This window comes from Pseudomonas kulmbachensis (assembly GCF_963681935.1).
Lineage (GTDB): Bacteria > Pseudomonadota > Gammaproteobacteria > Pseudomonadales > Pseudomonadaceae > Aquipseudomonas > Aquipseudomonas kulmbachensis.
The window spans coordinates 249,753-275,946 of the sequence record NZ_OY817088.1; the positions used below are offsets into that span (position 1 = coordinate 249,753).

The 26,194-nt window shown below is 58.2% G+C and carries 26 protein-coding genes and 1 pseudogene; 16 read left to right on the forward strand and 11 right to left on the reverse strand.

Translation table 11 applies throughout. The features are described 5' to 3' along the window. Positions 1–58 precede the first annotated feature (58 nt). On the reverse strand, positions 59–694 hold the full coding sequence (locus tag U5A05_RS01270; RefSeq protein WP_321835316.1) for a hypothetical protein: 636 nt from the start codon (positions 692–694) through the stop codon (positions 59–61). 346 nt (positions 695–1,040) lie between these two features. On the opposite strand from U5A05_RS01270, the gene coxB reads away from it, so the two are divergent. The 9 genes from coxB (at position 1,041) to U5A05_RS01315 (ending at position 9,271) form a co-directional block, all read left to right on the forward strand. Then, on the forward strand, positions 1,041–2,165 hold the full coding sequence (coxB, locus tag U5A05_RS01275) for a cytochrome c oxidase subunit II (RefSeq protein WP_321835318.1): 1,125 nt from the start codon (positions 1,041–1,043) through the stop codon (positions 2,163–2,165). Between the two features lie 82 nt (positions 2,166–2,247). After that, positions 2,248–3,837, forward strand: a complete 1,590-nt coding sequence (gene ctaD, locus U5A05_RS01280) for a cytochrome c oxidase subunit I (RefSeq protein ID WP_261740485.1) — start codon at positions 2,248–2,250, stop codon at positions 3,835–3,837. A gap of 79 nt (positions 3,838–3,916) precedes the next feature. Next, on the forward strand, positions 3,917–4,489 hold the full coding sequence (locus tag U5A05_RS01285) for a cytochrome c oxidase assembly protein (protein ID WP_261740486.1): 573 nt from the start codon (positions 3,917–3,919) through the stop codon (positions 4,487–4,489). A 12-nt stretch (positions 4,490–4,501) separates the two neighbouring features. After that, positions 4,502–5,389 (forward strand): cytochrome c oxidase subunit 3, encoded by an 888-nt coding sequence (locus tag U5A05_RS01290; protein ID WP_261740487.1) that lies wholly within the window; start codon positions 4,502–4,504, stop codon positions 5,387–5,389. After that, the gene (locus tag U5A05_RS01295) at positions 5,386–6,123 is read left to right on the forward strand and encodes an SURF1 family protein (protein ID WP_321835319.1); all 738 of its coding nucleotides are present in this window, start codon (positions 5,386–5,388) and stop codon (positions 6,121–6,123) included. Before U5A05_RS01290 ends, U5A05_RS01295 begins: the two co-directional genes overlap by 4 nt. After that, a complete protein-coding gene (locus tag U5A05_RS01300; RefSeq protein ID WP_261740489.1) occupies positions 6,098–6,691 on the forward strand; it encodes a hypothetical protein in 594 nt (197 codons plus the stop codon). Before U5A05_RS01295 ends, U5A05_RS01300 begins: the two co-directional genes overlap by 26 nt. Positions 6,692–6,702: 11 nt before the next feature. Continuing rightward, entirely contained in the window at positions 6,703–7,752 is a 1,050-nt protein-coding gene (locus U5A05_RS01305) for a COX15/CtaA family protein (protein WP_261740490.1), read from the forward strand. Then, entirely contained in the window at positions 7,740–8,639 is a 900-nt protein-coding gene (cyoE, locus tag U5A05_RS01310; RefSeq protein WP_321835320.1) for a heme o synthase, read from the forward strand. The genes U5A05_RS01305 and cyoE overlap by 13 nt, the downstream gene beginning before the upstream one ends. Next, on the forward strand, positions 8,636–9,271 hold the full coding sequence (locus U5A05_RS01315; protein ID WP_321835321.1) for an SCO family protein: 636 nt from the start codon (positions 8,636–8,638) through the stop codon (positions 9,269–9,271). Before cyoE ends, U5A05_RS01315 begins: the two co-directional genes overlap by 4 nt. Before the next feature lie 168 nt (positions 9,272–9,439). Here U5A05_RS01315 and U5A05_RS01320 read toward each other — a convergent pair whose 3' ends face one another. The 7 genes from U5A05_RS01320 to U5A05_RS01350 all read right to left on the reverse strand — a co-directional run bounded on the left by U5A05_RS01320 (position 9,440) and on the right by U5A05_RS01350 (position 14,992). Continuing rightward, positions 9,440–10,210, reverse strand: a complete 771-nt coding sequence (locus tag U5A05_RS01320) for a MetQ/NlpA family ABC transporter substrate-binding protein (protein ID WP_261740493.1) — start codon at positions 10,208–10,210, stop codon at positions 9,440–9,442. Positions 10,211–10,291: 81 nt separating this feature from the next. Continuing rightward, the gene (locus U5A05_RS01325; RefSeq protein ID WP_261740494.1) at positions 10,292–10,966 is read right to left on the reverse strand and encodes a methionine ABC transporter permease; all 675 of its coding nucleotides are present in this window, start codon (positions 10,964–10,966) and stop codon (positions 10,292–10,294) included. Continuing rightward, on the reverse strand, positions 10,966–11,973 hold the full coding sequence (locus U5A05_RS01330; RefSeq protein WP_261742532.1) for a methionine ABC transporter ATP-binding protein: 1,008 nt from the start codon (positions 11,971–11,973) through the stop codon (positions 10,966–10,968). The genes U5A05_RS01325 and U5A05_RS01330 overlap by 1 nt, the downstream gene beginning before the upstream one ends. Positions 11,974–12,186: 213 nt before the next feature. After that, positions 12,187–12,903: a PA5502 family lipoprotein gene (locus tag U5A05_RS01335; RefSeq protein ID WP_261740495.1), complete on the reverse strand. Its 717-nt coding sequence runs from the start codon at positions 12,901–12,903 to the stop codon at positions 12,187–12,189. A gap of 37 nt (positions 12,904–12,940) precedes the next feature. Beyond that, on the reverse strand, positions 12,941–13,729 hold the full coding sequence (znuB, locus tag U5A05_RS01340; protein WP_261740496.1) for a zinc ABC transporter permease subunit ZnuB: 789 nt from the start codon (positions 13,727–13,729) through the stop codon (positions 12,941–12,943). Beyond that, positions 13,722–14,510 (reverse strand): zinc ABC transporter ATP-binding protein ZnuC, encoded by a 789-nt coding sequence (gene znuC, locus U5A05_RS01345; RefSeq protein ID WP_321835323.1) that lies wholly within the window; start codon positions 14,508–14,510, stop codon positions 13,722–13,724. Before znuC ends, znuB begins: the two co-directional genes overlap by 8 nt. After that, entirely contained in the window at positions 14,510–14,992 is a 483-nt protein-coding gene (locus U5A05_RS01350; RefSeq protein ID WP_261740498.1) for a Fur family transcriptional regulator, read from the reverse strand. Before U5A05_RS01350 ends, znuC begins: the two co-directional genes overlap by 1 nt. A gap of 66 nt (positions 14,993–15,058) precedes the next feature. Here U5A05_RS01350 and znuA point away from each other — a divergent pair, with 66 nt between their 5' ends. Further along, positions 15,059–15,979, forward strand: coding sequence for a zinc ABC transporter substrate-binding protein ZnuA (gene znuA / locus U5A05_RS01355; RefSeq protein ID WP_321835325.1), 921 nt, complete (start codon positions 15,059–15,061; stop codon positions 15,977–15,979). Positions 15,980–16,153: 174 nt separating this feature from the next. Here the strand turns inward: znuA and U5A05_RS01360 are convergent, their stop codons facing one another. Continuing rightward, entirely contained in the window at positions 16,154–17,104 is a 951-nt protein-coding gene (locus tag U5A05_RS01360; protein WP_261740500.1) for a homoserine kinase, read from the reverse strand. A gap of 56 nt (positions 17,105–17,160) precedes the next feature. After that, on the reverse strand, positions 17,161–17,451 hold the full coding sequence (locus U5A05_RS01365; RefSeq protein WP_019828138.1) for a DUF2782 domain-containing protein: 291 nt from the start codon (positions 17,449–17,451) through the stop codon (positions 17,161–17,163). Positions 17,452–17,525: 74 nt separating this feature from the next. On the opposite strand from U5A05_RS01365, the gene polA reads away from it, so the two are divergent. Beyond that, positions 17,526–20,294: a DNA polymerase I gene (gene polA / locus U5A05_RS01370; RefSeq protein ID WP_321835329.1), complete on the forward strand. Its 2,769-nt coding sequence runs from the start codon at positions 17,526–17,528 to the stop codon at positions 20,292–20,294. 327 nt (positions 20,295–20,621) lie between these two features. On the opposite strand, the gene yihA is transcribed toward polA, so the two are convergent. Then, positions 20,622–21,272, reverse strand: coding sequence for a ribosome biogenesis GTP-binding protein YihA/YsxC (yihA, locus tag U5A05_RS01375; RefSeq protein ID WP_261740502.1), 651 nt, complete (start codon positions 21,270–21,272; stop codon positions 20,622–20,624). A gap of 190 nt (positions 21,273–21,462) precedes the next feature. Here yihA and U5A05_RS01380 point away from each other — a divergent pair. From U5A05_RS01380 to U5A05_RS01400, 5 genes and pseudogenes are all read left to right on the forward strand, one after another. Further along, a pseudogene (locus U5A05_RS01380) lies at positions 21,463–21,717 on the forward strand (c-type cytochrome). 46 nt (positions 21,718–21,763) lie between these two features. Then, complete coding sequence (locus U5A05_RS01385; protein WP_261740503.1) at positions 21,764–22,384, forward strand: c-type cytochrome; 621 nt, start codon at positions 21,764–21,766, stop codon at positions 22,382–22,384. A gap of 199 nt (positions 22,385–22,583) precedes the next feature. Next, positions 22,584–23,222 (forward strand): thiol:disulfide interchange protein DsbA/DsbL, encoded by a 639-nt coding sequence (locus U5A05_RS01390; RefSeq protein WP_261740504.1) that lies wholly within the window; start codon positions 22,584–22,586, stop codon positions 23,220–23,222. A gap of 15 nt (positions 23,223–23,237) precedes the next feature. Continuing rightward, a complete protein-coding gene (locus U5A05_RS01395; RefSeq protein ID WP_321835333.1) occupies positions 23,238–24,116 on the forward strand; it encodes an endonuclease/exonuclease/phosphatase family protein in 879 nt (292 codons plus the stop codon). Beyond that, positions 24,113–26,026, forward strand: coding sequence for a diguanylate cyclase (locus tag U5A05_RS01400; RefSeq protein ID WP_321835335.1), 1,914 nt, complete (start codon positions 24,113–24,115; stop codon positions 26,024–26,026). Before U5A05_RS01395 ends, U5A05_RS01400 begins: the two co-directional genes overlap by 4 nt. The last annotated feature ends 168 nt before the right edge of the window (positions 26,027–26,194 follow it).

Sequence of the window (26,194 nt, forward strand, 5' to 3'; positions counted from 1 at the left end):
GCGAATGGCCTTCGCGAGCAGGCTCGCTCCCACAGCTGAAGTCTTCCTGCAACCACTGTTACAGCGCCAGGCCCACGCCCAATTGCTTGGACAGGCACGGCCAGCGCTTCCAGGCAGCGCCCGTCTGCGGGCTGGTCAGGCGCTCGCGATAGGCTTCGACCGACTCCAGGGCAAAGCTTTCGTCGTTGAGCATCTGGTCAACAGCGTGATGCACGGCCGCATCGAGTTGGTTGGCAAACGCTTCGCCGATCAACTGGTGGGCAATCAGGTTGGCCACGGTCATGTCCAGCGGGATCAGCGGCTGCTGGAAGTGTTTGATGTAGAGATCGTTAACCTCTTCAACCAGCCTGTGCGCCAGGTAAGCCTCGTCCAGCAACCCTTCCAGCCCTTCGTGGCCTGCGAGCAGCGGCAGTGGCTGAGCAAAGAACTGCTCGGCGATTTTCAGTATCGGCTTGATTTGCGACTCGATTCCGGCTTCGAGGGCGACCTCATGGGCTGCATCGAGCAAATCGGGCACCTGGTCGATATAGGCGCTGACGAAACGTGTCATCACTACATTACGGTCGACTTCAGGTAACTGAATGGCGGTGTGAAGGTGTGGCAGTTGAGCAGCCAGGTGCTTGGCGAGCAGGCCCGTTTTGGCCTCATGTTCTTGGGCACGCGAGATCTGCACGCGGATGGCGGCGGTGTTCATTGGAACTCCAGGGGAGGGGGGTGCTAAGGAAAGTACTTTAAAAGTAGCCCTCCTCAAGTCAAGGAGAGGTTTTTTTCAGGGTGAGTATTGTTATTCATTTTGTGACCGGGCAGTGAGTGCCATTTGTCGATGGGCCTTATTTCATTGTTTTCACCCCTCGCATTGCGGGGTTGGGCTCGGTGTCTATACTCGTTTTTGTAACCGTTTTTTGATGACGCCCGACTGCTTGAGCAGACGAGGCTCGGCGGTAAGAGTTCGCAGGTTTTAAAACCGCCCCCTTGTAGCGCTGCCCGTTACACAGATGCAGACCGGCGCAATAACAAGAAAAATAAAGGGGAACACCGCGATGCGACATCCACACCTATGGATGGGCCTGCTGTTGTGGTCAGTGTTCAGCCAGGCACAAGCGGCCTGGACCGTGAACATGACGCCGGGTGCGACTGAAGTCAGCCATGCGGTATTCGATCTGCACATGACCATCTTCTGGATCTGTGTGGTAATCGGCATCATCGTCTTCGGTGCCATGTTCTGGTCGATGATCGTTCATCGGCGCTCAACCGGTCAGCAAGCGGCCAAGTTCCACGAGAGCACCACGGTCGAAATTCTCTGGACCGTTATCCCCCTGATTATCCTGATCGCGATGGCCGTGCCTGCGACCAGAACCCTGATCAATATCTACGACAGCAGTGAATCGGATGTGGATATCCAGGTCACCGGCTATCAGTGGAAATGGCATTACAAATACCTGGGCCAGGACGTCGAGTTCTTCAGCAACCTGGCCACTCCCGCCGAGCAAATTCATAACCAGGCCCCCAAGGGCGAGCATTACCTGCTTGAAGTCGATGAGCCGCTGGTATTGCCGATTGGCGCCAAAGTGCGGTTTTTGGTGACCTCGGCCGATGTTATCCACTCCTGGTGGGTGCCGGCCTTTGCAGTAAAGCGTGACGCCATTCCGGGCTTTATCAACGAGGCCTGGACTCGCGTCGAGAAGCCCGGCATTTATCGTGGCCAGTGCGCTGAGCTGTGCGGCAAGGACCACGGGTTTATGCCGATTGTGGTCGATGTCAAAACCCGCGCCGATTACGACGCCTGGCTGACCGAGCGCAAGGCCCAGGCCGCGCAGCTCAAGGAGTTGACCAGCAAGGACTGGACCCTCGACGAACTGGTGGCCCGTGGCGACAAGGTCTACCACACAGCCTGCGTGGCCTGTCACCAGGCCGAAGGCCAGGGCCTGCCGCCGATGTTCCCGGCCCTCAAGGGGTCGCCGATTGCCACCGGCCCTGTCGCTGATCACCTGCACCGTGTGTTCTTCGGTAAACCGGGGACTGCCATGGCTGCTTTCGGCAAGCAATTGTCGGAAGTCGATATCGCCGCCGTTGTCACTTACGAGCGCAATGCCTGGGGCAATAACAAGGGCGACATGGTGACGCCAAAAGACGTACTGGCGCTCAAACAGGCGCAAGGCAAATGAGCCGCTCAGGAATGTGCGCGCACAACGGTCGGGGGCAACGTGCCGCTGGCTTCTTGGTCCAGCTGTTTGCAGGAGTCAGGACATGAGTGCTGTTATCGATGACCACGGGCATGCAGACGGTCAGGCACATGGCCCGGCCAAAGGCCTGATGCGCTGGGTATTGACCACCAACCACAAAGACATCGGCACCTTGTACCTGTGGTTCAGCTTCTGCATGTTCCTGCTCGGCGGCTCGTTCGCCATGGTGATTCGCGCCGAACTGTTCCAGCCCGGCTTGCAGATCGTGGCCCCGGCGTTTTTCAACCAGATGACCACCATGCATGGACTGATCATGGTCTTCGGCGCGGTGATGCCGGCGTTTGTCGGCCTGGCCAACTGGATGATCCCGCTGATGATCGGCGCGCCGGACATGGCCTTGCCGAGGATGAACAACTTCAGTTTTTGGCTGCTACCCGGAGCATTCTTGCTGCTGGTGTCGACCTTGTTCACCGCAGGTGGCGGACCGAACTTCGGCTGGACTTTCTACGCGCCGCTTTCTACGACATATGCACCCGAAAGCGTGACTTACTTTATTTTTGCCATTCATTTGATGGGTATCAGTTCGATCATGGGGGCGATCAACGTGATCGCTACCATTCTCAATTTGCGTGCCCCCGGCATGACTCTGATGAAAATGCCGCTGTTTGTCTGGACCTGGCTGATCACGGCGTTTCTGCTGATCGCGGTGATGCCGGTGCTGGCCGGGGTGGTGACCATGATGTTGATGGATATTCACTTCGGCACCAGCTTTTTCAGTGCGGCGGGGGGCGGTGACCCGGTGCTGTTCCAGCATGTGTTCTGGTTCTTCGGCCACCCCGAGGTGTACATCATGATCCTGCCGGCCTTCGGTGCCGTCAGCGCGATCATTCCGACCTTCTCGCGCAAGCCATTGTTCGGTTACACCTCGATGGTCTACGCCACGGCCAGTATCGCGTTCCTGTCGTTTATCGTGTGGGCGCACCATATGTTTGTGGTCGGGATTCCCTTGGTCGGCGAGTTGTTCTTTATGTACGCCACGCTGCTGATTGCAGTGCCGACCGGGGTCAAGGTGTTCAACTGGGCCAGCACCATGTGGCAAGGCTCGCTGACCTTTGAAACGCCGATGCTGTTCGCCGTGGCCTTTGTGATTCTGTTCACCATTGGCGGGTTCTCCGGGTTGATGCTGGCCATTGCCCCGGCGGACTTCCAGTATCACGACACCTATTTTGTGGTGGCGCATTTCCACTATGTACTGGTGCCGGGGGCGATTTTCGGGATCTTCGCGTCTACCTACTACTGGCTGCCGAAATGGACCGGCCACATGTACGACGAAACCTTGGGCAAGCTGCATTTCTGGCTGTCGTTTGTGGGCATGAACCTGACTTTTTTCCCGATGCACTTTGTGGGTCTTGCGGGCATGCCGCGCCGGATTCCGGACTACAACCTGCAATTTGCCGACTTCAACATGGTGTCGTCGATTGGTGGATTCATGTTTGGCGCTACGCAGTTTTTGTTCCTGTTTATCGTCATCAAATGCATTCGCGGCGGTCCGAAAGCACCGGCAAAACCGTGGGACGGTGCCGAAGGTCTGGAATGGAGCGTGCCCTCGCCCGCGCCGTATCACACCTTCACCACACCGCCGGAAATCAAGTGAACAGCTCACACAAAGCGCCTGTGCCCGCTTCGCGGTCGATCGCAGCCTGCGGCAGCGGCTACAGGTATGGAGGGCGCTTATGAGCAGCTCAACACCCATCAAACGCCTGGTCCTGCGCCTGTTGCTGATGGTGGTGGTGATGTTTGCCTTTGGCTTTGCCCTGGTGCCGATTTACGACGTGATGTGCAGAGCCTTTGGCATCAACGGCAAGACCGCCGGGCAGTACGAAGGAGAACAGGTGGTCGACCCGAGTCGTCAGGTTCGGGTGCAGTTCTTGTCCACCAATGCCATAGACATGGTTTGGGAGTTTTACCCCAAGGGCGATCAATTGGTGGTCAATCCAGGCTCGGTCAACGAGATGATCTTTGTGGCCTACAACCCCACCGATCACCCGATGTCGGCGCAAGCGGTGCCGAGCATTTCACCCGCTGAGGCGGCGCAGTATTTCCACAAGACCGAATGCTTTTGCTTTACCCAACAGGTGCTGCAACCGGGTGAGCGGATCGAAATGCCGATGCGCTTTATCGTCGACCGGGCCATGCCCAAGGATGTGAAACACCTGACCCTGGCTTACACGTTGTTTGATATCACTGCTCGCCATCCTCCCGTTGCCGCTATTACCGGCAAGGACGCTGACCAGCCTTCCCGATAAGGAGAAAGCCCCATGGCAACTCATGATCAGTACTACGTCCCGGCGCAAAGCAAGTGGCCGATCATTGCCTCGGTGGGCCTGCTGGTCACGGTGTATGGCCTGGGGACATGGTTCAACGATCTGAAGGCCGCGCGGCCTGAATCCCATGGTCCGCTGATCTTTTTTATCGGCGCCCTGATCGTGGCGTACATGATGTTTGGCTGGTTTGGCGCGGTGATCAAGGAGAGCCGTGCCGGGCTCTACAGCACGCAACTGGATCGCTCGTTTCGCTGGGGCATGACCTGGTTTATTTTTTCCGAGGTGATGTTCTTTCTCGCGTTTTTTGGTGCGCTGTTTTATGTCCGCCACTTTGCTGGCCCGTGGCTGGGCGGCGAAGGCAGCAAGGCGGTGGCGCACATGCTGTGGCCCGACTTTCAGTTTGCCTGGCCCTTGCTGCACACCCCCGACCCCGCCCTGTATCCACCGCCCAAGGGCACCATCAGCCCGTGGGGTTTGCCGTTGCTCAATACGGTGTTACTGGTCAGTTCCAGCGTCACCCTTACCATCGCCCACCACGCACTGAACAAAGGCCATCGCGGGGCCCTGAAGTTCTGGTTGGGGCTGACGGTGTTGCTGGGTGCAGGCTTTTTAGGGTTTCAGGCCGAGGAATATATCCATGCGTACACGGAGCTGGGGCTGACTCTGGGCTCCGGGATCTACGGCGCTACGTTCTTTATGCTCACCGGTTTTCACGGTGCCCACGTGACCATTGGCGCGCTGATTTTGCTGATCATGCTGATTCGTATCGTGCGCGGGCATTTTACGGCTGAGCACCAGTTCGGGTTTCAGGCCGCGACCTGGTATTGGCACTTTGTAGACGTGGTGTGGCTCGGCCTGTTTTTGTTTGTTTACGTGCTATGACGCGCTTTCGCCCCGGCATGGCGCCTACCCTGGTGGTGTTGGCGTTGCTGCCGTTATTAGTGTTTTTGGGTTTCTGGCAGCTTGGCCGCGGCGAGCAAAAACGTGTACTGCTCCAGAGCTACGCCGAACGGCAGGTGGCCGCGCCGGTGACAGTTGGCCAACTCCTCAACCTTGACGATCCGGCCTTTCGCCGGGTGCAACTGCGCGGGCATTTCGATGGGCAGCACAGCCTGCTGCTGGATAACCGGGTACGTGACGGCCAGGTCGGTGTCGAATTGCTGCAGCCGTTTCAGGATCAGGCCAGCGGCCAGTGGCTTTTGCTCAATCGCGGCTGGCTGCCGTGGCCGAGCCGTCGCACGCCGCCGCAGTTCAGCACCCCCGAACAGATTCTGGATGTTCAGGCCTGGGTCTACGAGTCGCCGGGCGCGCCCTTTCAACTGAGCGCTGATCCATTGGATGCGCCTTGGCCACGGCTGGTGACGGCAGTCATGCCTGCAAAGTTGTGGGTCGAGCTGGGCCGCGAAGGCTTTGCCGATGAGGTACGTATTGCTCCCGGTCCCGCTGCCTATCAGGCCGACTGGCCGCTGATTTCCACGGGCATGGGCCCGGAAAAACACACCGCCTATGCCGTGCAATGGTTCGCCATGGCGCTGGCGTTGCTCGGTCTTTATCTGTACCTCGGTTGGCACACTGCTCAGGAGAAACGCCATGGGAACGGCCATCAATCCGCCTGATACCGCGCGCACCCCGTCCCCGGCTACACGACGGCGCGGGCGGTTGCAGTTGATCCTTATCTTGCTACTCACTGTCGGTCCGATGGTGCTGGCCACGGGCATGTACAAACTCAAGTTCTGGGTGCCCGAGAGTCGCAGCTATCACGGCGAACTCATAGGCAATGGGCAAAGCCTAGCCGCCCTTGGGGTGGCGTCCGACGAGCAGCGCTGGCAACTGCTGGTGACGGCGCCCCAAGGTTGCGCTGCGGATTGCCAGCAGTTGGTGTATCTGGCGCGCCAACTGCAAATCGGCCTGGGCCGCGATGCCTCACGTGCGACCCACGGGTTGGCGGTCGCGCAGCCGGTGGACGCGGCCTATGGAGCCAAACTGCAACTCGAATACCCGCAGTTACAGCGCTACAGCCTGGACTTGCCGACTTATACACAGGGCGCAGAAGGCAACGGTGCGGCGCAACTGTGGATCGTCGACCCCCACGGCAATCTGGTGCTGCGCTACGGCCCAGGGGTTATTGGCAAGGACGTGCTCAACGACCTGCGCCATCTGCTGAAGCTGTCCAATATCGGATAGAGGGCACGGTCATGGCCAAAGCTGGATTTCGCCTCGCGTTGCTTGCCACTTTGCTGGCGTTGGTGGTGGTGCTGCTCGGCGCCTACACCCGCCTGACCCACGCGGGGCTAGGCTGCCCGGATTGGCCTGGCTGCTATGGTTTTATCAGCGTGCCGCAGACCGAGGCGCAACTGGCCCATGCCGAACTGCACTTTCCGGATACTCCGGTAGAGGCCGACAAGGGTTGGAGTGAAATGACCCATCGCTATTTCGCCGGCACCCTGGGCCTGTTGATTGTGTTGCTGGCGGCACGGGCCTGGTCGCAACGGCATCTGCCGGATCAGCCGCTCAAGCTGCCGCTGTTTATCTTGCTGGTGGTGCTGGCCCAGGCGGCTTTTGGCATGTGGACGGTGACGCTCAAACTGTGGCCGCAAGTGGTTACCGGGCATTTGCTCGGCGGTTTTGCGACCTTGAGCCTGCTGTTTTTGCTGACCCTGCGCCTGTCCGGCGTATTGCCTGCGCTGGCCGTGCCGCGGCGCTTGCAGCGTTGGGCTACGGCTGGGCTGGTGCTGGCGATCATGCAAATTGCGCTAGGTGGCTGGGTCAGCTCCAACTATGCCGCGGTGGCGTGTGTCGATGTGCCGACCTGTCACGGGCAATGGTGGCCCGAGGCTGATTTTGCCAATGGCTTTCATCTGACTCAGCACATTGGTCCCAACTACCTGGGCGGGCAACTGGACAGTGAAGCCCGCACCGCAATTCACCTCACCCACCGCCTCGGCGCGATGCTGCTGACCCTGGTATTGCTGGGCCTGGCCTGGCAGCTGCGCAAGGTCGGCATGACCCGCTTGGCCGGGTTGCTGCTGGTGGCCTTGGCGGCCCAAATCAGCCTAGGGCTTAGCAACGTACTGTTTGGCTTGCCGCTGGCGGTGGCGGTGGCACACAACGCCGGGGGCGCTGCGCTGTTGCTGACGCTGGTGCTGGTCAATTACCACGCACGAACGGCGCTGGTCAGGGTCAGGGCCCCGCGCTTTGCCCGCTGGACCTACAGCCTTAAAGGAGAGCAGCCGTGGCGACCGTGATTGGCGAACGCCCGCAGCAGGCGTTGTGGCGCGATTATCTGGAGCTGACCAAACCCAAAGTGCTGGTACTGATGCTAATTACCTCACTGGTGGGCATGTTTTTGGCAACACGCGCCGGAGTGCCCTGGACCGTGCTGATCTTCGGCAATCTGGGCATCGGCCTGTGTGCGGGGGGCGCGGCGGCGGTCAACCATGTGGTGGACCGGCGTATTGACGCGGTCATGGCGCGCACCCAGAAGCGGCCGCTGGCGCAGGGGCGAGTGTCGCCGCTTGCGGCGCTGGCATTCGCCTTGTTGCTGGCATTGGCGGGCATGGGCTTGTTACTGGCGTTTACCAACCCACTGACGGCCTGGCTGACACTGGCGTCGCTGCTCGGCTATGCGGTGATTTACACCGGCTTCCTGAAGCGGGCCACGCCGCAAAACATCGTTATCGGCGGGTTGGCCGGGGCGGCGCCGCCATTGTTGGGCTGGGTGGCGGTGACGGGGCAGGTGACTGCCGAGCCTTTGCTGCTGGTGTTGATTATCTTCGCCTGGACCCCGCCGCATTTTTGGGCGCTGGCCATACATCGCAAGGAGGAATACGCCAAGGCGGATATTCCAATGTTGCCGGTAACCCATGGTGAGCACTACACCAAGGTGCATATCCTGCTGTACACCTTGATATTGCTGGCGGTCAGCCTGCTGCCGTTTGTGATTCACATGAGCGGCTTGCTCTATCTGGCCTGTGCGCTAGGGTTGGGCGCACGCTTTCTGCATTGGGCGTGGGTGCTGTACCGTGGCACCCAGCCGCACGCGGCGATCAACACGTTCAAGTACTCTATCTATTACTTGTTCTTGCTGTTTATCGCGCTGCTTGTCGACCACTATCTAATGTTGAACCTATGACTAGAACTCAAAAAACCGTCTATATCCTCGTTGCGCTGGTGGCTTTGGTCATGGGCCTGACGTTTAACAAAATGATGTCGGGCAAAGGCCAGGGCGTTAACACGTCGCTGATTGATGCAGGAATTATTTTGCTGCCGCAAAGCCGTCAGTTGCCGGACCTGAAGATGACCAATCAGGACGGTCAGCCGGTGGTGATGAACGAGCTGAAAGACAAATGGAGCATGCTGTTTTTTGGCTACACCTTCTGCCCGGACATCTGCCCGACCACCTTGGCGCAACTGCGCCAGATCAAAAGCGAGCTGCCTAAAGAGGTGCAGGACAAACTGCAAATCGTACTGGTCAGCGTCGACCCCAATCGCGACACCCCGCAACAGCTCAAGCAATACCTGGGCTACTTCGATCCGCAGTTTGTGGGTCTGACGCCGGGTTCTATCGATGAGCTGCAAACGTTGGCGAACGCGGTGAGCATCCCGTTTATCCCGGCGGATACCAGTAAACCGAATTACACGGTGGATCACAGCGGCAACCTGGCGTTGATCGGGCCGGACGGTACTCAGCGAGGTTTTATTCGCGCACCGTTTAGCACACCAAAGATGGTTGCCCAGTTGCCGGGGTTGGTTGAGAGGAAGTAAGGGGGCTGGATTTTGTAGCAGTTGCCGAAGGAACGAGGCTGCGTCCGGCGGCGCAGCCGTCGTAAAATCAGTACACGCGATCATTCAATTGAACCACGCACTCTGATTTTACGATCGCTTCGCAATCGAACGCAGCCTCGTTCCTTCGGCAGCTGCTACAGAACAGGCTTAGAACGCCGGAACGATGGCGCCTTTGTACTTCTCAAGAATGAACGCTTTTACTTCCGGGGTGTGCAGCGCTGCAACCAGCTTTTGCATGTCAGCCGAATCTTTATCGTCCGGGCGAGCTACCAGAATGTTCACGTAAGGCGAGTCGCTGCCTTCGATGACCAGTGCGTCTTTTTCCGGGTTCAGCTTGGCTTCCAGCGCATAGTTGGTGTTGATCAGCGCCAGATCAACCTGGGTCAGCACGCGCGGAATAGTGGCTGCTTCCAGCTCGCGGAACTTCAGGTTTTTCGGGTTGGCAGTGATGTCCTTGATCGTGGACAGGATGTTGCTCGAGTCCTTGAGCTTGATCAGGCCTGCCTTGTCCAGCAGCAGCAACGCGCGGCCGCCGTTGGTGGCGTCATTGGGGATCACGACGGTGCTGCCGTCCTTGATCTCATCAAGCTTTTTGTACTTGCTCGAATAAGCGCCCAGCGGCTCCAGGTGAACAGCGGCAACGCTGACCAGGTGGGTGCCCTTGGCCTTGTTGAACTCATCCAGGTACGGCTGGTGCTGGAAGAAGTTGGCGTCCAGACGCTTTTCGGCGACTTGTACGTTGGGCTGGATGTAGTCGGTGAAGACCTTGACCTTGAGGTTGACGCCCTCTTTGGCCAGTGCAGGTTTCACGAACTCCAGAATTTCGGCATGCGGCACCGGGGATGCGGCTACCGACAGATCGCCAGCGTGGGCCGAGAACGCAGCAACAGCTGCGACAGCAGCAAATAACTTCTTCATTCAGCAACTCCTTGTGAATACCTGAGGTCAGGTATCTGCCAGCCGCGGGCTGGCGGTTACGTTTATAAACTCGGGTCGCACTTACTTGCGGGAAAAGTGCACCACCAGCCTGTCGCCAACGGTCTGCAGAATTTGCACCAGAATCAGCAACAGCACCACTGTGACGATCATCACGTCCGGTTGGAAACGCTGGTAGCCGAACCGGATGGCCAAATCGCCCAGGCCGCCAGCGCCGACCACGCCCGCCATTGCGGTGTAGCCCACCAGCGTAATCGCGGTCACCGTAATCGCTGCAAATATGCCGGGGCGCGCTTCTGGCAACAAGGCGTTGGTAATAATTTGACGCGTATTGGCGCCCATTGCCTGGGTGGCTTCGATGATGCCGCGATCCACTTCACGAAAGGCGGTTTCAACAAGGCGTGCAAAGAATGGCGTGGCGCCCACCACCAGCGGCGGGATAGCCCCTGCAACACCCAATGATGTGCCGGTAATCATCACGGTGAAGGGGATCATGACGACCAACAGGATGATGAACGGCAGCGAACGCAGAATGTTCACCACAAACGACAGCGCGGCATACAGATTTTTTTGTTCAAGCAACTGGCGTGGGCTGCACAGAAACAGCAGGATGCCCAGCGGCAGGCCAAGCAACACGGTGAACAGCAGGGAACCGCTGAGCATGACCATGGTGTCGCCGGTGGCCAGCCAGATTTCGTACCAGTCGATATTGGCGAAAAAGCCCAAGAAAGTTTCCATTAGCGCAGCACCTCCATATGAACGTCAGCGGCAATGAAGCGGGCAAACGCCGCTTCCATGTCGCCACCGGTGATGGCGAGGGTCAGTTGCCCATAAGGGGTGTCTTTGATGCGGTCAATGCGACCGGCCAGGATGCTGTAGTCCACACCCGTTTCGCGGGCAATTGTGCCCAGCAAGGGTGCGTAGGTAGCTTCGCCCTGGAAGGTCAGGCGTACGATGCGGCCAGGGACGTGGGCGAAATCGTCGCGCTGCTCGCTCTCGTCGATTTGCTCGTCTTCTTGCACAAAACGCCGGGTGGTCGGGTGCTTGGGGTGCAGGAACACCTCGGCCACCGGGCCTTGCTCGACGATAACGCCAGCATCCATCACCGCCACTACGTCACACACGCGACGGATCACATCCATCTCGTGGGTGATCAGCACAATGGTCAGTTTCAGTTCGCGGTTGATCTCTGCCAGCAACTGCAAAACCGAGGCGGTGGTTTGTGGGTCGAGGGCACTGGTGGCCTCGTCGCACAGCAACACCTTGGGTTTGGTGGCCAGGGCACGGGCAATGCCCACACGTTGTTTTTGGCCGCCCGAGAGTTGCGCCGGGTATTTCTTGGCGTGATCGGACAAACCTACGCGTTCAAGCAGTTCGGCAACGCGCTGGTCGATGGCACTGCGGGACAATTCACCGGCCAGTGTCAGCGGCATCGCTACGTTATCGGCCACGGTTTTGGAGGCCAGCAGGTTGAAATGCTGGAAAATCATGCCGACTTGCTGACGGAAACGGCGCAGGCCGTTGGAATCCATCGCGGTCACGTCTTCGTTGTCGACGATGATCTGGCCGCCGCTCGGGGTTTCGAGGCGGTTGATCAGGCGCAGCAATGTACTTTTACCCGCGCCGGAGTGGCCGATCAGGCCGAACACCTGGCCGCTCTCGATACGCAAGCTGGTGGAGTGCAACGCGGGGATGTCCTTACCGGCAACCCGGTAAGTTTTATGAACGTTATGAAACTCAATCACGTAGCGAACCTTGTGGGCGCGTAAATAGAAGTTCAGCGGTAAGCCGGGCACGCATCTTATCGTGTCGGCATATGCTTGACTTAGCATTTATTAATGGCCAAACCTCTGATTTTGGAATAAGAAATCAGAGGTCAGAAAATGCCAATCGCCGCGTGTGCCAGTGTTGTGCAAGGGCACAAAACTCTGGGTTGGCACAGGCGGCGATTTTTTGTTTCAAGGCTTGCGCGGTGTCAGCACCAATTGCGCAGGCACATGGCGAATGATCTGACGCTCAAGGCTCAGGTCAAACCCGGGGTCGAGCTTTTTAACCCGCTTGCTGATCAGCGTTGCCAGCCAGGGGTAATCAGCCGTACGCGGAACCTGCAAGCTGACGGCACACTGGTAATTGACGATATCTTGTGCGATCAAATCCAGTTGATGGCGAAGTTTTTCAATATCGTCGATGTTCAGCGCTACGGTAGTACTTTCGGCTGCCGGGTCGATGACCTTGGCCGCAGGTCGGGCTTCGGCAGCCTTGAGCGCGGCTTCGGCCTTGTCCAGTTCGGCTTTACGGGCCTGGGTGATGGCGCTGTTGACGCCGCCAGTCAGTGCAGGTGCCTTGGGCATCAGGGCTCGAGCACGGCTCAGGGCAGTGGCTGCGGCGTTGACATCACCTTTTTGCAGAACGATCTGGCTGCGCTGCAAGTAGGCTTCGGCCAGCTGGCGCTGGTACTGCACCAGTTGTGGATCGTCCGGCGTTTGGGCCTGCAAGGCGCTCAGTTGGTCCTCAGCAGTCGCAAGTTCGCTGCTGGCCAGGTTTTTCTCCAGCTGTGCGATGGCCACAGCGCGTGCGTCGGCGGCAGTAGTGTCGGCCGACGGCGTGCTTTGGCAGGCGCCCAGCAGCAAGGAAAATGCGGCCAGGAGCAAGTAACGGGAGTTGAACAGCTTCATTCCTGCGGCTCTCTAAGTGCGCAAAAAACAAGCAAGTCTACACCCCTCGACGGGGCAGAACAAAACTCAGCAAAAACAGTGCGGCGGCACACACCACAATCGATGGTCCCGCTGGCGTGTCCTTGAACCATGACAGTGCAAGGCCACCACATACCGCCAGTACTCCAAGGGCGCTGGCACCCAGTGCCATTTGCTCCGGAGAACGGGCATGACGTTGAGCTGCTGCTGCCGGAATAATCAGCAAGGAAGTGATCAGCAGTACGCCGACGATTTTCATCGCCACGGCAATCACCACTGCAATAAGCAGCATCAGGGTCAAGCGTAATGCTGCGACGGGCAAGCCTTCAACCATCGCCAATTCTTCATGCACAGTGATTGCCAGTAACGGGCGCCACAGCGCAACCAGCAAGGTCAGCACGGCAGCGCTGCCGCCCAGAATCCACATCAGATCGGTTGGGCTGATGGCCAGTAGGTCACCAAACAGATATGCCATCAGATCGATCCTAACTTCATGCATGAAGCTTAGTACGACCAGCCCGAGGGACAAGGTGCTGGGTGCGAGAATTCCGAGCAGTGTGTCGGAAGCAAGCGATTGGCGCTGTTGAAGCGTGACTAGCAGCACCGCTAGCAACAGGCATCCCACGGTCACGGCAATGGTCGGGCTGATATCCAGCAAGAAGCCCATTGCCACGCCCAGCAGGGCCGCGTGTGACAGCGTGTCGCCGAAATAAGCCATGCGCCGCCACACCACGAATGAACCCAGAGGGCCTGCAACAAGTGCCAAAGCCAGGCCTGCCAGCAGGGCGTAAAGCAGAAAATCAGCCATGCTTGCAGCCTTCTCCATGAACGTGGGCGGATGCCGCCGGGGTGCCTTCGCTGACCACCGAGCCATGTAAATCATGGGCGTGGTCGTGATGGTGGTGATAAATCGCCAGGCTTTGCGCGTTTTTGCCAAACAGCTCAACAAAGGCCGGGTCGCCGCTTACCTGCTCCGGATGACCCGAGCAGCAGACGTGGCGGTTGAGGCACACCACCTGATCGGTGGTGCTCATGACCAGATGCAGATCGTGCGAGACCATCAGCACGCCGCAGCCGTGACGGTCGCGCAGGCGGGTGATCAGGGCGTACAACTCTGATTGGCCCGCTACGTCCACGCCTTGTACCGGTTCGTCGAGCACCAGCAGTTCGGGCTTGCGCAACAGGGCACGGGCCAGCAGCACGCGTTGCATTTCACCGCCTGAAACGCTCTGTACCGGACTGTCGATGACCTTTTCGGCCCCAACCTCTTTGAGTGCGGCCAGTGCCTGAGCGCGATCCACCCCCGGCACCAGGCGCAAAAAACGCAGTACGGACAGTGGCAATGTAGGATCGACGTGCAGTTTTTGCGGCATATACCCGACGCGCAGCTTTGGTTTGCGCCAAACACTGCCGCTGGTGGGTTTGAGCAGGCCGAGCACGGCCTTGACCAGCGTGGTTTTACCCGCGCCGTTGGGGCCGATCAGGGTCACGATCTGGCCCGGCTCAACGCTCAGCTCAATGTTGTCGAGTACGTTTTGCCCGGCATAGGTCACGGTCACGTGTTGCAGGCGAATCAGTGCAGCGCTCATCAGGCCTCCCGGCAACCCGAACACAAACCAACCACTTCGACGGTCTGGCCTTCGACAGTAAAGCCGACATCGCGCGCGCTCTGGATAATCGCGTCACTGATGGTTTTTTGTTCAAGTTCAATGGCCGCATGGCAGCTGCGGCAAATCAGGAATTGGCCTTGATGCGGATGTTCGGGGTGGCTGCAGCCGACAAAGGCATTGAGCGACGAAATGCGGTGTACAAGGCCGTTATCTAACAGGAAGTCCAATGCCCGATAAACGGTCGGCGGCGCAGCGCGGCGCCCATCCTGCTCGCTGAGTACCGCCAGGATGTCGTAGGCGCCCAGCGGCTTGTGGCTCTGCCACACCAGCTCCAGCACTCGTCGACGCAATGCGGTCAGGCGCAGGCCCTTTTGTGCGCACAGGACATCTGCCTCAGTAAGCGCACTGTGGACACAATGAGAATGGTCATGTGGACGACTGGCAAGCGGTGTTATAGGCATGGGCGGCGACGATTTTTGAGAGAGACGTTATTATGTTACCTGTTTCAGCCACCATGAGTGCTCATCGTGCCCCGTCTTTTTTCCTTATTTCTTGCTCTAAGTGCCAGTTTGCTTGTGATTAACCCGGCTCAGGCTGAGGTCAATGTGCTGACCAGCATCAAACCGCTACAGCTGATTGCTGCTGCCGTACAGGACGGCGTCGGGCACCCGGAGGTGCTTTTGCCGCCTAACGCCTCGCCGCATAACTATGCGTTGCGCCCATCCGACGTACGGCGTGTGCAGTCGGCTGATCTTTTGTACTGGATCGGCCCGGACATGGAAGGCTTTTTGCCCCGGGTGATCAAGACCCGCACCCTGCCATCGGTAACGGTACAAGCCCTGCCGGGATTGAAGTTGCGTCATTTCACCGAAGATAGCCACTCGCACGAAGAAGATGCGGCTGAACACGATCACGATCATCGTCCCGGTACGCTGGATGCTCACCTGTGGCTGGCCCCGGACAACGCGCGGGTGATCGCTGCCAAAATGGCGGCGGACCTGAGCGAAAAAGATCCGGCCAATGCGGCGAAATATCAGAGCAACCTCAAGGCTTTCAATGAGCGTCTGGATGCATTGAATGCGCGCCTTAAAGCGCGCTTGGCGGGCATTGCCGACAAACCGTTCTTCGTCTTCCATGAAGGCTACGACTACTTTGAAAGCGCCTACGGCCTTAAACACGCGGGTACGTTCAGTGTGGCTTCGGAAGTGCAGCCGGGTGCTCAGCACGTAGCGGCCATGCGCAAGCGCTTGCAGGAAGTGGGCAAGACCTGTGTGTTCAGTGACCCGCCGCTGCGTCCGCGCCTGGCGGATACTCTGACTGCGGGCTTGCCGGTCAAGTTGGCGGAACTGGATGCGTTGGGTGGCTACACCCCGGCGACAGCGCAGGGTTATGAGCAGTTGCTGGAAAAGCTGGGCAATGACCTGGCGGGGTGCCTGGAGAGTTTGTAAGGCTGAGTTGACGCTAAGCACGTAGCAGCTGCCGTAGGAACGAGGCTGCGTTCGATTGCGAAGCAATCGTAAAATCAGGATGCGCGTTTCAACTGAATGATCGCTTGTGCTGATTTTACGACGGCTACGCCGCCGGACGCAGCCTCGTTCCTTCGGCAGCTGCTACGAAAATACTTACAACGCGAATGGCAGATGGAGGGTAACTTTCTGACGCAATGCCAGGCGCGTTTCAAATTCGCCCGGATCGTGAATCAGCACGTCCTGACCGGCAAAAGTCTGGGCGGCGATCAGGCGTGACAACCAGAACCGCACGCAGGCAATACGCAGCATGGTTGGCCACAGCTCGGCCTCACTGGCAGTGAACGGGCGCAGAGCAGCATAGGCGCCAAGCAGTGCGCGCGCGCGCGGGCCATCAATTTGACCTTCTTCGTCAGCGCACCAGTCATTCAGGGCAATCGCCACGTCGTACAGCATCGGCCCAGAGCAGGCGTTGTAAAAGTCGATCAGCCCCGTCAGATGCGTGCCTTCGAACATCGCGTTATCGCGAAACAAATCGCCGTGCAGATTGGCCCGGGGAAGCGCCAGAATCTGTGCCTTGTGCTCAGTGATTTCCTGGAGCGCCTTTTGCAGCAGTTCAGCCGAGTCAGGCGTCAGGTCGGCCATCAACGCTGGCCCTTCAGCCAGCATCCAGTCCAGACCGCGGTCAGTCTTGCGCTCCAGCACATTGTTGCGGGTGGCGGTATGCAAGTGGCCGAGCAACTCCCCGACTTGAGCGCAGTGCTGGGCGTTGGCTTCACGAATGTGCTTGCCCGCGAGGCGCGGCTGCAGCAGCGCCGGCTTGCCCTTGAGTTCACGCAGGGCTTGCCCGTCAACGGTGCGCAGGGCGAAAGGCACCGGCAAATCGGCCTCATGCAGCACATCCAGCAACTCGATAAAGAACGGCATCTCTTTGACCGGACCGCGCTCAACCAGGGTCAGGACAAACTCACCCTGCTCCAGGCTGATGAAGTAGTTGGTATTTTCGCTACCCGCGGCAATCCCCTGGAAATCGAGCAGGCGGCCGAGTTCGTAAGGCGCAAGGAAGGTTTCCAACTCGCTGCGAGTCAGTGGGGTGAATACAGACATGATTTAAATTGCCAGTACGGGCGCCGTGCGAGGCGGCGCCAATTAAAGTTAAGACGCTACTTCCATTCGAAGATTTTCCACGAAGGAATCAGCATATCCGGCTGGTCGGAACGGATGTAATTGGCATCAGTACCATCAGCGCGTACCAAAAAGTACGGTTTGCCCCCTTTTGGGGTGACCTTGATGGCGTACAGAAAACCGTTTTGACGGTATTCCTGAATGGTTTTATCGCCTTCCGTGCGAATGGTTACATCTGGATCGGCGGTGACTGCTTCATCTGCTGCGAAGGTTACCAGCGGAGTGAATGCAAACAAACCGGTCAGCAACAGGCGATTGAGTGTGCGCATGATAACCTTGTCCCTTTGTCGTCATTGGTCCGGACATTCTAGCGCCGGACTCGCCGAAAAGGTTGATCCTGCTCATGAGCCAAGCTCCCCTCGTCCTGGTGGACGGTTCTTCATATCTGTACCGCGCTTTTCACGCGCTGCCGCCGCTGACTACGTCCAAGGGCCTGCCCACCGGCGCCGTAAAGGGCGTGTTGAACATGCTCAAAAGCCTGCGCAAGCAGTATCCGGACAGTCCGTTTGCGGTGGTTTTTGATGCCAAGGGCGGGACATTTCGCGATGACATGTACGCCGAATACAAGGCCAATCGCCCGAGCATGCCCGATGACATGCGGGTGCAAATCGAGCCATTGCACGCCAGCGTGATCGCGCTGGGTTTCCCTTTACTGTGCGTTGAAGGCGTTGAGGCGGACGATGTAATCGGTACTCTGGCCCGCAGCAGCGCCGCGGCAGACCGACCGGTGGTCATCTCGACCGGCGACAAGGACATGGCGCAACTGGTCGATGGGCACATCACCCTGGTCAACACCATGACCGGCAGCGTGATGGACATTGAGGGCGTTAAAGAGAAGTTTGGCGTCTCGCCCGAGCAGATCATCGACTATCTCGCGCTGATGGGCGATTCGTCCGACAACATTCCTGGGGTGCCGGGTATTGGTCCAAAAACCGCTTCTGGTTTGCTGGTAGGCGTAGGCGGGGGGCTGGTCGACCTGTACGAAAAACTCGATATCGTGCCGACCCTGCCCATCCGTGGCGCGAAAAATCTGCCCGCCAAGCTTGAAGAGCACCGGGAAATGGCATTTTTGTCGTACCAGTTGGCCACGATCAAGATCGATGTGCCGCTGGACGTCGGCCTGGAAGACTTGCATCTCAAGGCCCCCGACTGCGAAAAACTGATTGAGCTATACACCGAACTGGAATTCAAAAGCTGGATTGCCGAGGTTGAGCGCGAGGCCAAGCGTGCCGGCCAGGTTATTGTTCATGAAGCGCCTGAAGCCCCGGCCGAAGCGCAACAGCAGTACGAAACCATCCTTGATCAGGTTCGTTTCGATGTGTGGCTGAAAAAGCTCAACGACGCCAAGTTGATTGCCTTTGATACCGAAACCACTGGCCTTGATGCGCAGAAGGCGCAGCTGGTGGGGCTGTCGTTCGCGGTCAAACCCGGCGAAGCGGCCTACATTCCGTTGACCCACTCCTATATGGGCGTGCCCGAGCAGCTGGATCGCGACACTGTTTTGCGTGCTCTCAAGCCGTTGCTGGAAGACCCGAGTAAAGCCAAGGTCGGACAACACGCCAAGTACGACATGAATATTCTGGCCAACTGCGCCATCGGTGGCGATCAGGCGTGCGGGATCATGGTGCAGGGCGTTGCCTTTGACACCATGCTTGAGTCCTATGTACTCGACTCCACGGGCAGCCGTCACGACATGGACAGCCTGGCCCTCAAGTACCTGGGGCACACCACCACCAGCTTCCAGGACATCGCAGGCAAAGGCGCCAAGCAACTGACCTTTGACCAGATTTCGCTGGAACAGGCCGGGCCGTACGCAGCTGAAGACGCCGACGTGACCCTGCGTTTGCACCATGTACTGCACGAAAAGCTGGCTGCAATTCCAAGCCTGAACACCGTGTTGACTGATATTGAAATGCCGCTGGTGCCGGTACTGGCGCGTATTGAGCGTCAGGGTGCACTGGTGGATGCCAATCTGCTGGGCATTCAGAGCGTTGAGCTGGGTGACAAGCTGGTTGCGCTTGAGCGTGAGGCTTTCGCTATCGCGGGTGAGGAATTCAATCTGAGTTCGCCTAAGCAATTGGGTGTGATTCTGTATGAAAAACTCGGTCTGCCGATTATCAGCAAAACTGCCAAAGGCCAGCCTTCGACCGCCGAAGCGGTGTTGGCCGAACTGGCTGAGCAGGACTTTCCGCTGCCCAAGGTACTGATGCAGTACCGCTCGATGAGCAAGCTGAAAAGCACTTACACCGATCGCCTACCTGAGCAAATCAATCCGCGTACGGGGCGAATTCATACGTCCTACCACCAGGCGGTCACGGCCACCGGTCGTTTGTCCTCCAGTGATCCAAACCTGCAGAACATTCCGATTCGTACCGCAGAAGGTCGGCGGATTCGTCAGGCGTTTGTAGCCCCTAAAGGCTACAAACTGCTGGCGGCGGACTACTCGCAAATCGAATTGCGGATCATGGCGCACCTGGCCAAGGACGAAGGCCTGCTGCACGCCTTCCGCAACAATCTGGACGTGCACAGCGCCACGGCCGCCGAGGTATTCGGGGTTGAGTTGGCTGATGTGACCACCGACCAGCGTCGCAGCGCCAAGGCGATCAACTTCGGTCTGATCTACGGCATGAGTGCCTTTGGCCTGGCCAAGCAGATCGGTGTCGACCGCAAACAGTCTCAGGCCTATATCGACCGCTATTTTGCGCGCTACCCGGGGGTGCTGGACTACATGGAGCGGACTCGCACCCAGGCCGCCGAGCAAGGCTATGTCGAGACCATTTTCGGTCGACGCCTGTACCTGCCGGAAATCAACGCGAAAAACCCGGCACTGCGCAAAGGTGCCGAGCGCACGGCAATCAACGCCCCGATGCAGGGCACTGCGGCCGATATCATCAAGAAAGCCATGGTGGCTGTGGATAACTGGCTGAGTGCGTCTGGCCTGGATGCCCGCGTCATCCTGCAGGTACACGATGAATTGGTGCTCGAAGTACGCGAAGACCTGGTGGATCAGGTGCGCGATGAAGTACGTGTACACATGAGTGATGCAGCCAAGCTCGATGTGCCGCTGGTGGTCGAAGTGGGTGTGGGCAACAACTGGGATGAGGCGCACTAAAGGGGCTGCACGCAGTTTCTTTCTGTGGGCGCGGGCTTGCTCGCGATGGTATCGCCGCGGTTTATCAGATACACCGCGGCGCTTGCATCGCGAGCAAGCCCGCTCCCACATAAGATTTGAGGGCTTAATTCAAAGAGTTTTTAAGCCTTCGGAACTAAATCTGCCAATCACCATCAGATTTATTGAATGGCTGCTGAAGCCCTTCAATGCTCCTAATGTTGTGTTAAGTGTTGGCAGATATCTGGACCCCGCCCTAGCGGTCCAGTACTTGAACCCCGAACTTCCTTCCCCCATGCGAAGTCCGGGGTTTTTTTTGCCTGCGATTTCTTACTCGCCGGCCTCAACCAGTTCTTCGCCTTTGTTCGGCAGCTCCATCCAGCGTGCCAGCACGGTGTACGCTTCTTCCAGGCCCATGCGCTTAGGGGTGGAGAACAATTGGATGGTGACGGCATCACCCCATTGCTTGCGAATGTCCGACTGGATTTTGAGCAGCGTATTTTTTGCAGCGCCGTACGTCAGTTTGTCTGCTTTGGTCAGCAAAATGTGCATCGGCATGCCGCTCGACACGGTCCAGTCGAGCATCAACAGGTCGAAATCGGTCATTGGATGACGGATATCCATCATCAAAATCACGCCTCGCAGGCTTTCACGGCTGCCGAAATAGGCTTCCAGGTGACGCTGCCAGTGCAGCTTCAGCGGGATTGGCACCTTGGCGTAGCCGTAACCCGGCAGGTCGACCAGGCGACGTTCTTCGTCCAGCTGGAAGAAGTTCAGCAGTTGCGTACGCCCAGGCGTTTTCGACGTACGCGCCAGGCTGGCGTGGGTCAAAGTGTTGAGTGCACTGGACTTGCCGGCGTTGGAGCGCCCGGCAAACGCGACTTCGTAGCCTTCGTCGTCGGGGCATTGATCGACTTTGGCAGCGCTGAGCATGAAGGTAGCCTGTTGGCACAGACCGAGAATGGGGTTCTTGAGTTGCATGGGATTTCCGATGTGAGCGGCGTCAGGAATGGACGCGGCGAGCGTGTCGTTTCCGTTTCAGTGACGCCAGTATATAATGCCGCAGATTTTGTGTGCGCTTTGTCCCAGCGTAGGATGAAGAACACGGGAGCGAAAAACCTAGGTTGCGCATTAGAACGCAGCAGGCTCCCAACCCTGAAAAGGTCGTTTTATGACGAAATGGCTGCTAGTGCCGGTGTCTTGATGCCACGTTACAGCATTCAGGCTACACAGGATCCGGAAGCCGTGTACAACCGCGTTTGTATTGTTTGCCATGCTGGTCAGCTTAAGGCCAAGGTTTGAGCACGGTATGGAAGCGCTGGTGCAACACGTGACCCAGGGTTTCAAGGCGATGCCGCCGCGTGGTTTGTGCATGGACTGCAGTGTCGAGAATTACCGATCCGTCCTACAGTGGATGAACGAGTAAGCCCGGCCCATAACTCTTTAACCCTTAGCCGTAGTTGGATTAGCTGATGAACAAATTACTAGTGAGTCTGCTGTTGACCTTGGGCGTCACCGGTATTGCCCAGGCTGCAGGCACCGCTCTTGTAGGCGATGCTGCTGCAGGTCAGGCAAAAACCGCTGTATGTGGCGCTTGTCACGGTCCAGACGGCAATAGCATGGCCCCAAACTTTCCAAAACTTGCCGGGCAGGGTGATCGCTACCTGCTCAAGCAGTTGCATGAAATCAAGGACGGCAAGCGCCAGGTGCTGGAAATGACCGGCCTGCTGGCGAACCTGAACGATCAGGACCTTGCCGACATCGCTGCTTACTACTCAAGCCAAAAAAACTCGGTTGGCGCAGCTGACCCGGCACTGGTTGCCCAGGGTGAAGCCTTGTTCCGTGGCGGTAACCTTGAGAAAGGCATGCCAGCCTGCACCGGTTGCCACTCGCCGGACGGTCAAGGCAACGCAGCAGCCGGCTTCCCGCATTTGGGCGGTCAGCATGCAAGCTATATCGAGAAGCAGCTGACTGATTTCCGCGAAGGCGATCGCACCAACGATGGTGATTCGATGATCATGCGCGGCATCGCTGCCAAGATGAGCAACAAGGACATCAAGGCGCTGGCCAGCTACATTCAAGGTCTGCACTAAGGCTGTAACGGTCGCGGGGCCAGGTGTTGATACGTCTGGCCACGTTAACGATCGTTTAATCCTTGAATGGGAACCTCAAAGGGCAGCTTCGGCTGCCCTTTTTCATGGCATCTACCGTTACACTATCGAACTCAAGCCATAGCGGACCTGTCTGAATACAGGTCACGTTGATGCGACCTTATCTGCCCAGGAGTAAAGCATGCGTAATCTGATTCTCAGCGCCGCTCTCGTCAGTGCCAGCCTGTTTGGCATGACCGCTCAAGCTGCCGAACCGCTTGAAGCGGGTAAACAATATGTAGAGCTGAGCAGCGCCGTCCCGGTTGCCGTGCCTGGCAAGATCGAAGTTGTCGAACTGTTCTGGTATGGCTGCCCGCATTGCTTTGCATTCGAACCAACCATCAACCCTTGGGCTGAAAAACTCCCGGCAGATGTGAATTTCGTGCGTATCCCTGCCATGTTTGGCGGGATCTGGAATGTTCACGGCCAGCTGTTCATCACCCTTGAAGCCATGGGCGTTGAAAACAAGGTCCACAAAGCTGTGTTCCAGGCCATTCATGACGGCAAGAAACTGGCTACCCCAGAAGAAATGGGTGAGTTCCTGGCCGGCGTTGGCGTCGATAAAGACAAATTCCTGAGCACCTACAACTCGTTCGCCGTCAAAGGCAAGGTTGAAGACGCCAAGAAGAAGGCTCAGGCCTATCAGATCTCCGGCGTACCGACCATGGTGGTCAATGGTAAGTACCGCTTCGACCTGGGCACTGCCGGTGGTCCTGAAGGCGCATTGAATGTTGCCGATCAGTTGATCGCCAAAGAGCGTGCTGCGAACGCTAAAAACTAAGCGGCGCCCTCTCCTATGCGCCGCTGGAAAGGCGAACGAATCGTTGGTCTGCATGAGCCGCAGGTCAACGAGGATCATCTGGCAGCCTGCGGGATGCCGGATGATCGGCGTTTGCGACTGCTCAGTTTCAATATCCAGGTCGGTAACAGTACTCAAGGCTACCGACATTACCTGACCCGCAGTTGGCAGCATGTACTGCCACACAAAGGGCGGGCCGGGAATCTGGAGCGCATTGGCGACTTGTTGGGCGACTTCGATCTGGTTGCCCTGCAAGAGGCCGACGGTGGCAGCCACCGCTCCGGCTACATCAATCAGGTCAAGTACCTGGCCCAACAGGGCGAATTCCCCTACTGGTATCAACAGCTCAATCGCAACCTCGGTCGTCTGGCCCAGCACAGCAATGGCCTGCTGAGCCGACTGCGTCCAACCATGATTGAAGATCACCCCTTGCCCGGCCCTGCGGGTCGTGGCGCGATTCTGGTGCGTTTTGGTGATGGCCCTGATGCGCTGGTGGTCGTGATAATGCATCTGGCGCTCGGAACCAAAACCCGTACCCGACAGCTGGCTTATATTCGCGAGCTGATTGGTGGCTATCAGCATCAGGTGCTGATGGGCGATATGAACACCCATGCCAACGACCTGTTGCAAACCTCACCTTTGCGCGACCTCGGGTTGCTGGCGCCGCAAATGGAGGCCACCTTCCCCAGTTGGCGTCCGCAACGTTGTCTTGATCATATTTTGCTCAGTCCCAGCCTGACCCTTGAGCGTGTGCAAGTGCTGAATCAACCTATCTCGGACCATCTGCCCGTGGCGGTTGATATCCGTTTGCCTGGCTCTGTCGGGGTCGATTCACAGCTCGCGTTGCGCCCGACTGACAGTGAGCCCCGGGCATGAGTGATGAGGCTTCGCGCTGGAAAGAGAAATACCTGAAAAGCGTCGAGCAGCAAGACAAGCTGGAGCGGCGCTGGAATGCTCGTCTCGACTTGCTGCGCCGTGGTTTGGTGCGCAGCACCTTGGCGGCTGAAGGCACCGATCGCACCGTCGACCAGTGCATGAAAGAAATGCGTGAAGCGGTGCGCACCAATGAAATGGACGCTGCCTTGGCCGCTTTGCTGCCACGCCTTGAAAAAGCCGTGCTCGACTCCGAGCAGCGGCGCGAAACCCGGGTTGAGCAGGTCAGCGTTGCGCTCAATACCCTGGTGACGCAACTGCAAGCGTTAGCGCTGCCTCGCGAAGTCAGCAAGCCGCTCAAGGCCTTTGCCAAACAGCTCGATCACCGGGTAACCCACGCCCGTGAGCTACCACTGCTACTGGACGAACTCAGCCGTTTGCAGGGGCAGGCACTGGCGCCGCAGCTCAATGGCGCAGAAGCACCCAAGCCGGGCTTGCTGCAGCGCCTGTTCGGGGCGCAAGAAGCCGATAAGGCGGCGAGCGAGCCAATTACGGTGTCGGTTGCCGAGCCCCATGCGGCGAAAGCTCCTGCCACGCCGGTTGCCGTCAAACCGCTGGCAGCGCCCATTGCGCAGCCTGAACCGCTGTTGACGCCAACGGCTGCAAGCGAGGATCAGGCTTCAGTACTTCACGAGCCAGAAGAGCTGGTTCCTGAGGTGCCGGATGAACAGGCATCCAGCGGCGCGCTTGAATCATTAGTGGCGCTGGTCGAGCAGCCACCGGATGAAGCGGCTGACAGCCCGCAGGCTGAGTCGGTTGAGGTCGATGCCGTCCATGCACTGCCTGAAAGCCCGGAACCCTCCTACAGCAGCGTCGCGCTGCATATTGAATCGACATTACTCGGACTGTTGAGCGGCCTGTCGCTGCCCGAGCACCACCGCCCCCAAGCCGAGGCGATGCGTAAGCGTCTTGAAAAAGGGCTTAACTGGTACGAATTACTGCCGATCCTCGACGATCTTGCGGTCTTGATGCTGGCGATTACTGATAGTGGTCAACATGAGTTCGAGACGTATCTCAAACAGCTCAACGGGCGTCTTGAGTCGTTTCAGAACAACCTTCAGGCCGCCAGTGAGGGGCATGCCGAAGGACGCTCTGCCGCAGACGACTTGCATACCCAACTGCGCGAACACGTCGATGGTTTGCAAAACAGTGTGCAGGACGCCGTGGACCTCAACAGTCTCAAGCACCTCCTAGAAAACCGCCTCGAAGGGTTGCTGGGCACGATGGACCATCACCAGCAGCAGCGCACTATTCGCGAACAGGAAGTTTCAGCACATCTGCAAGGGTTGGCCGAGCGTATCGCGCATATGGAGCAGCAGGCCCAAGGCTATCGTGAACACCTTGAAGAGCAGCGCCAGAAAGCATTGATCGACCCCCTCACCGGCTTACCTAACCGGGCGGCCTGGGGGGAACGTCTGCAATATGAAGTCGAACAGTGGCAAACCCACGGCAACCCCCTGCTGATTGCCATGCTCGACCTCGATCACTTCAAGCGCATCAATGATGGCTACGGTCATCTGGCAGGCGACAAGGTACTCAAGATCATTGCCGCCCAGTTGCGCAAGCACCTGCGTCCAGCTGATTTTGTTGCGCGTTTTGGTGGCGAGGAATTTGTCTTGTTGATCCCTGGTACAACGCCTGAGGCGGGCTTGCAGCAGCTTGAAAAACTGCGCGCGGCGATCGAGGCGTGTCCGTTCCACTTCAAGGGCGAGCCCGTGACCGTTACCACCTCTATCGGTGTATCGGCGTTCAGGGTGGGTGATCGCAGCGATCATGTGCTCAAACGGGCAGATGAAGCGTTATATCGAGCCAAGAATCGTGGCCGCAATTGCGTAGCCACCGAGTTCCTGTAAATCCCGAGCCATCGAAATTCCGAATTTCTGTAGCCGCTGTCGAGCTCCGCGAGGCTGCGATCAATAGCCAGGTAATCGCAGCCTCGCGGAGCTCGACAGCGGCTACATTAAAGAGGTGAGGAACCTCTCCTTTAGCCCCATACAGCTGCGGGACAAGGCCGGTGAGGT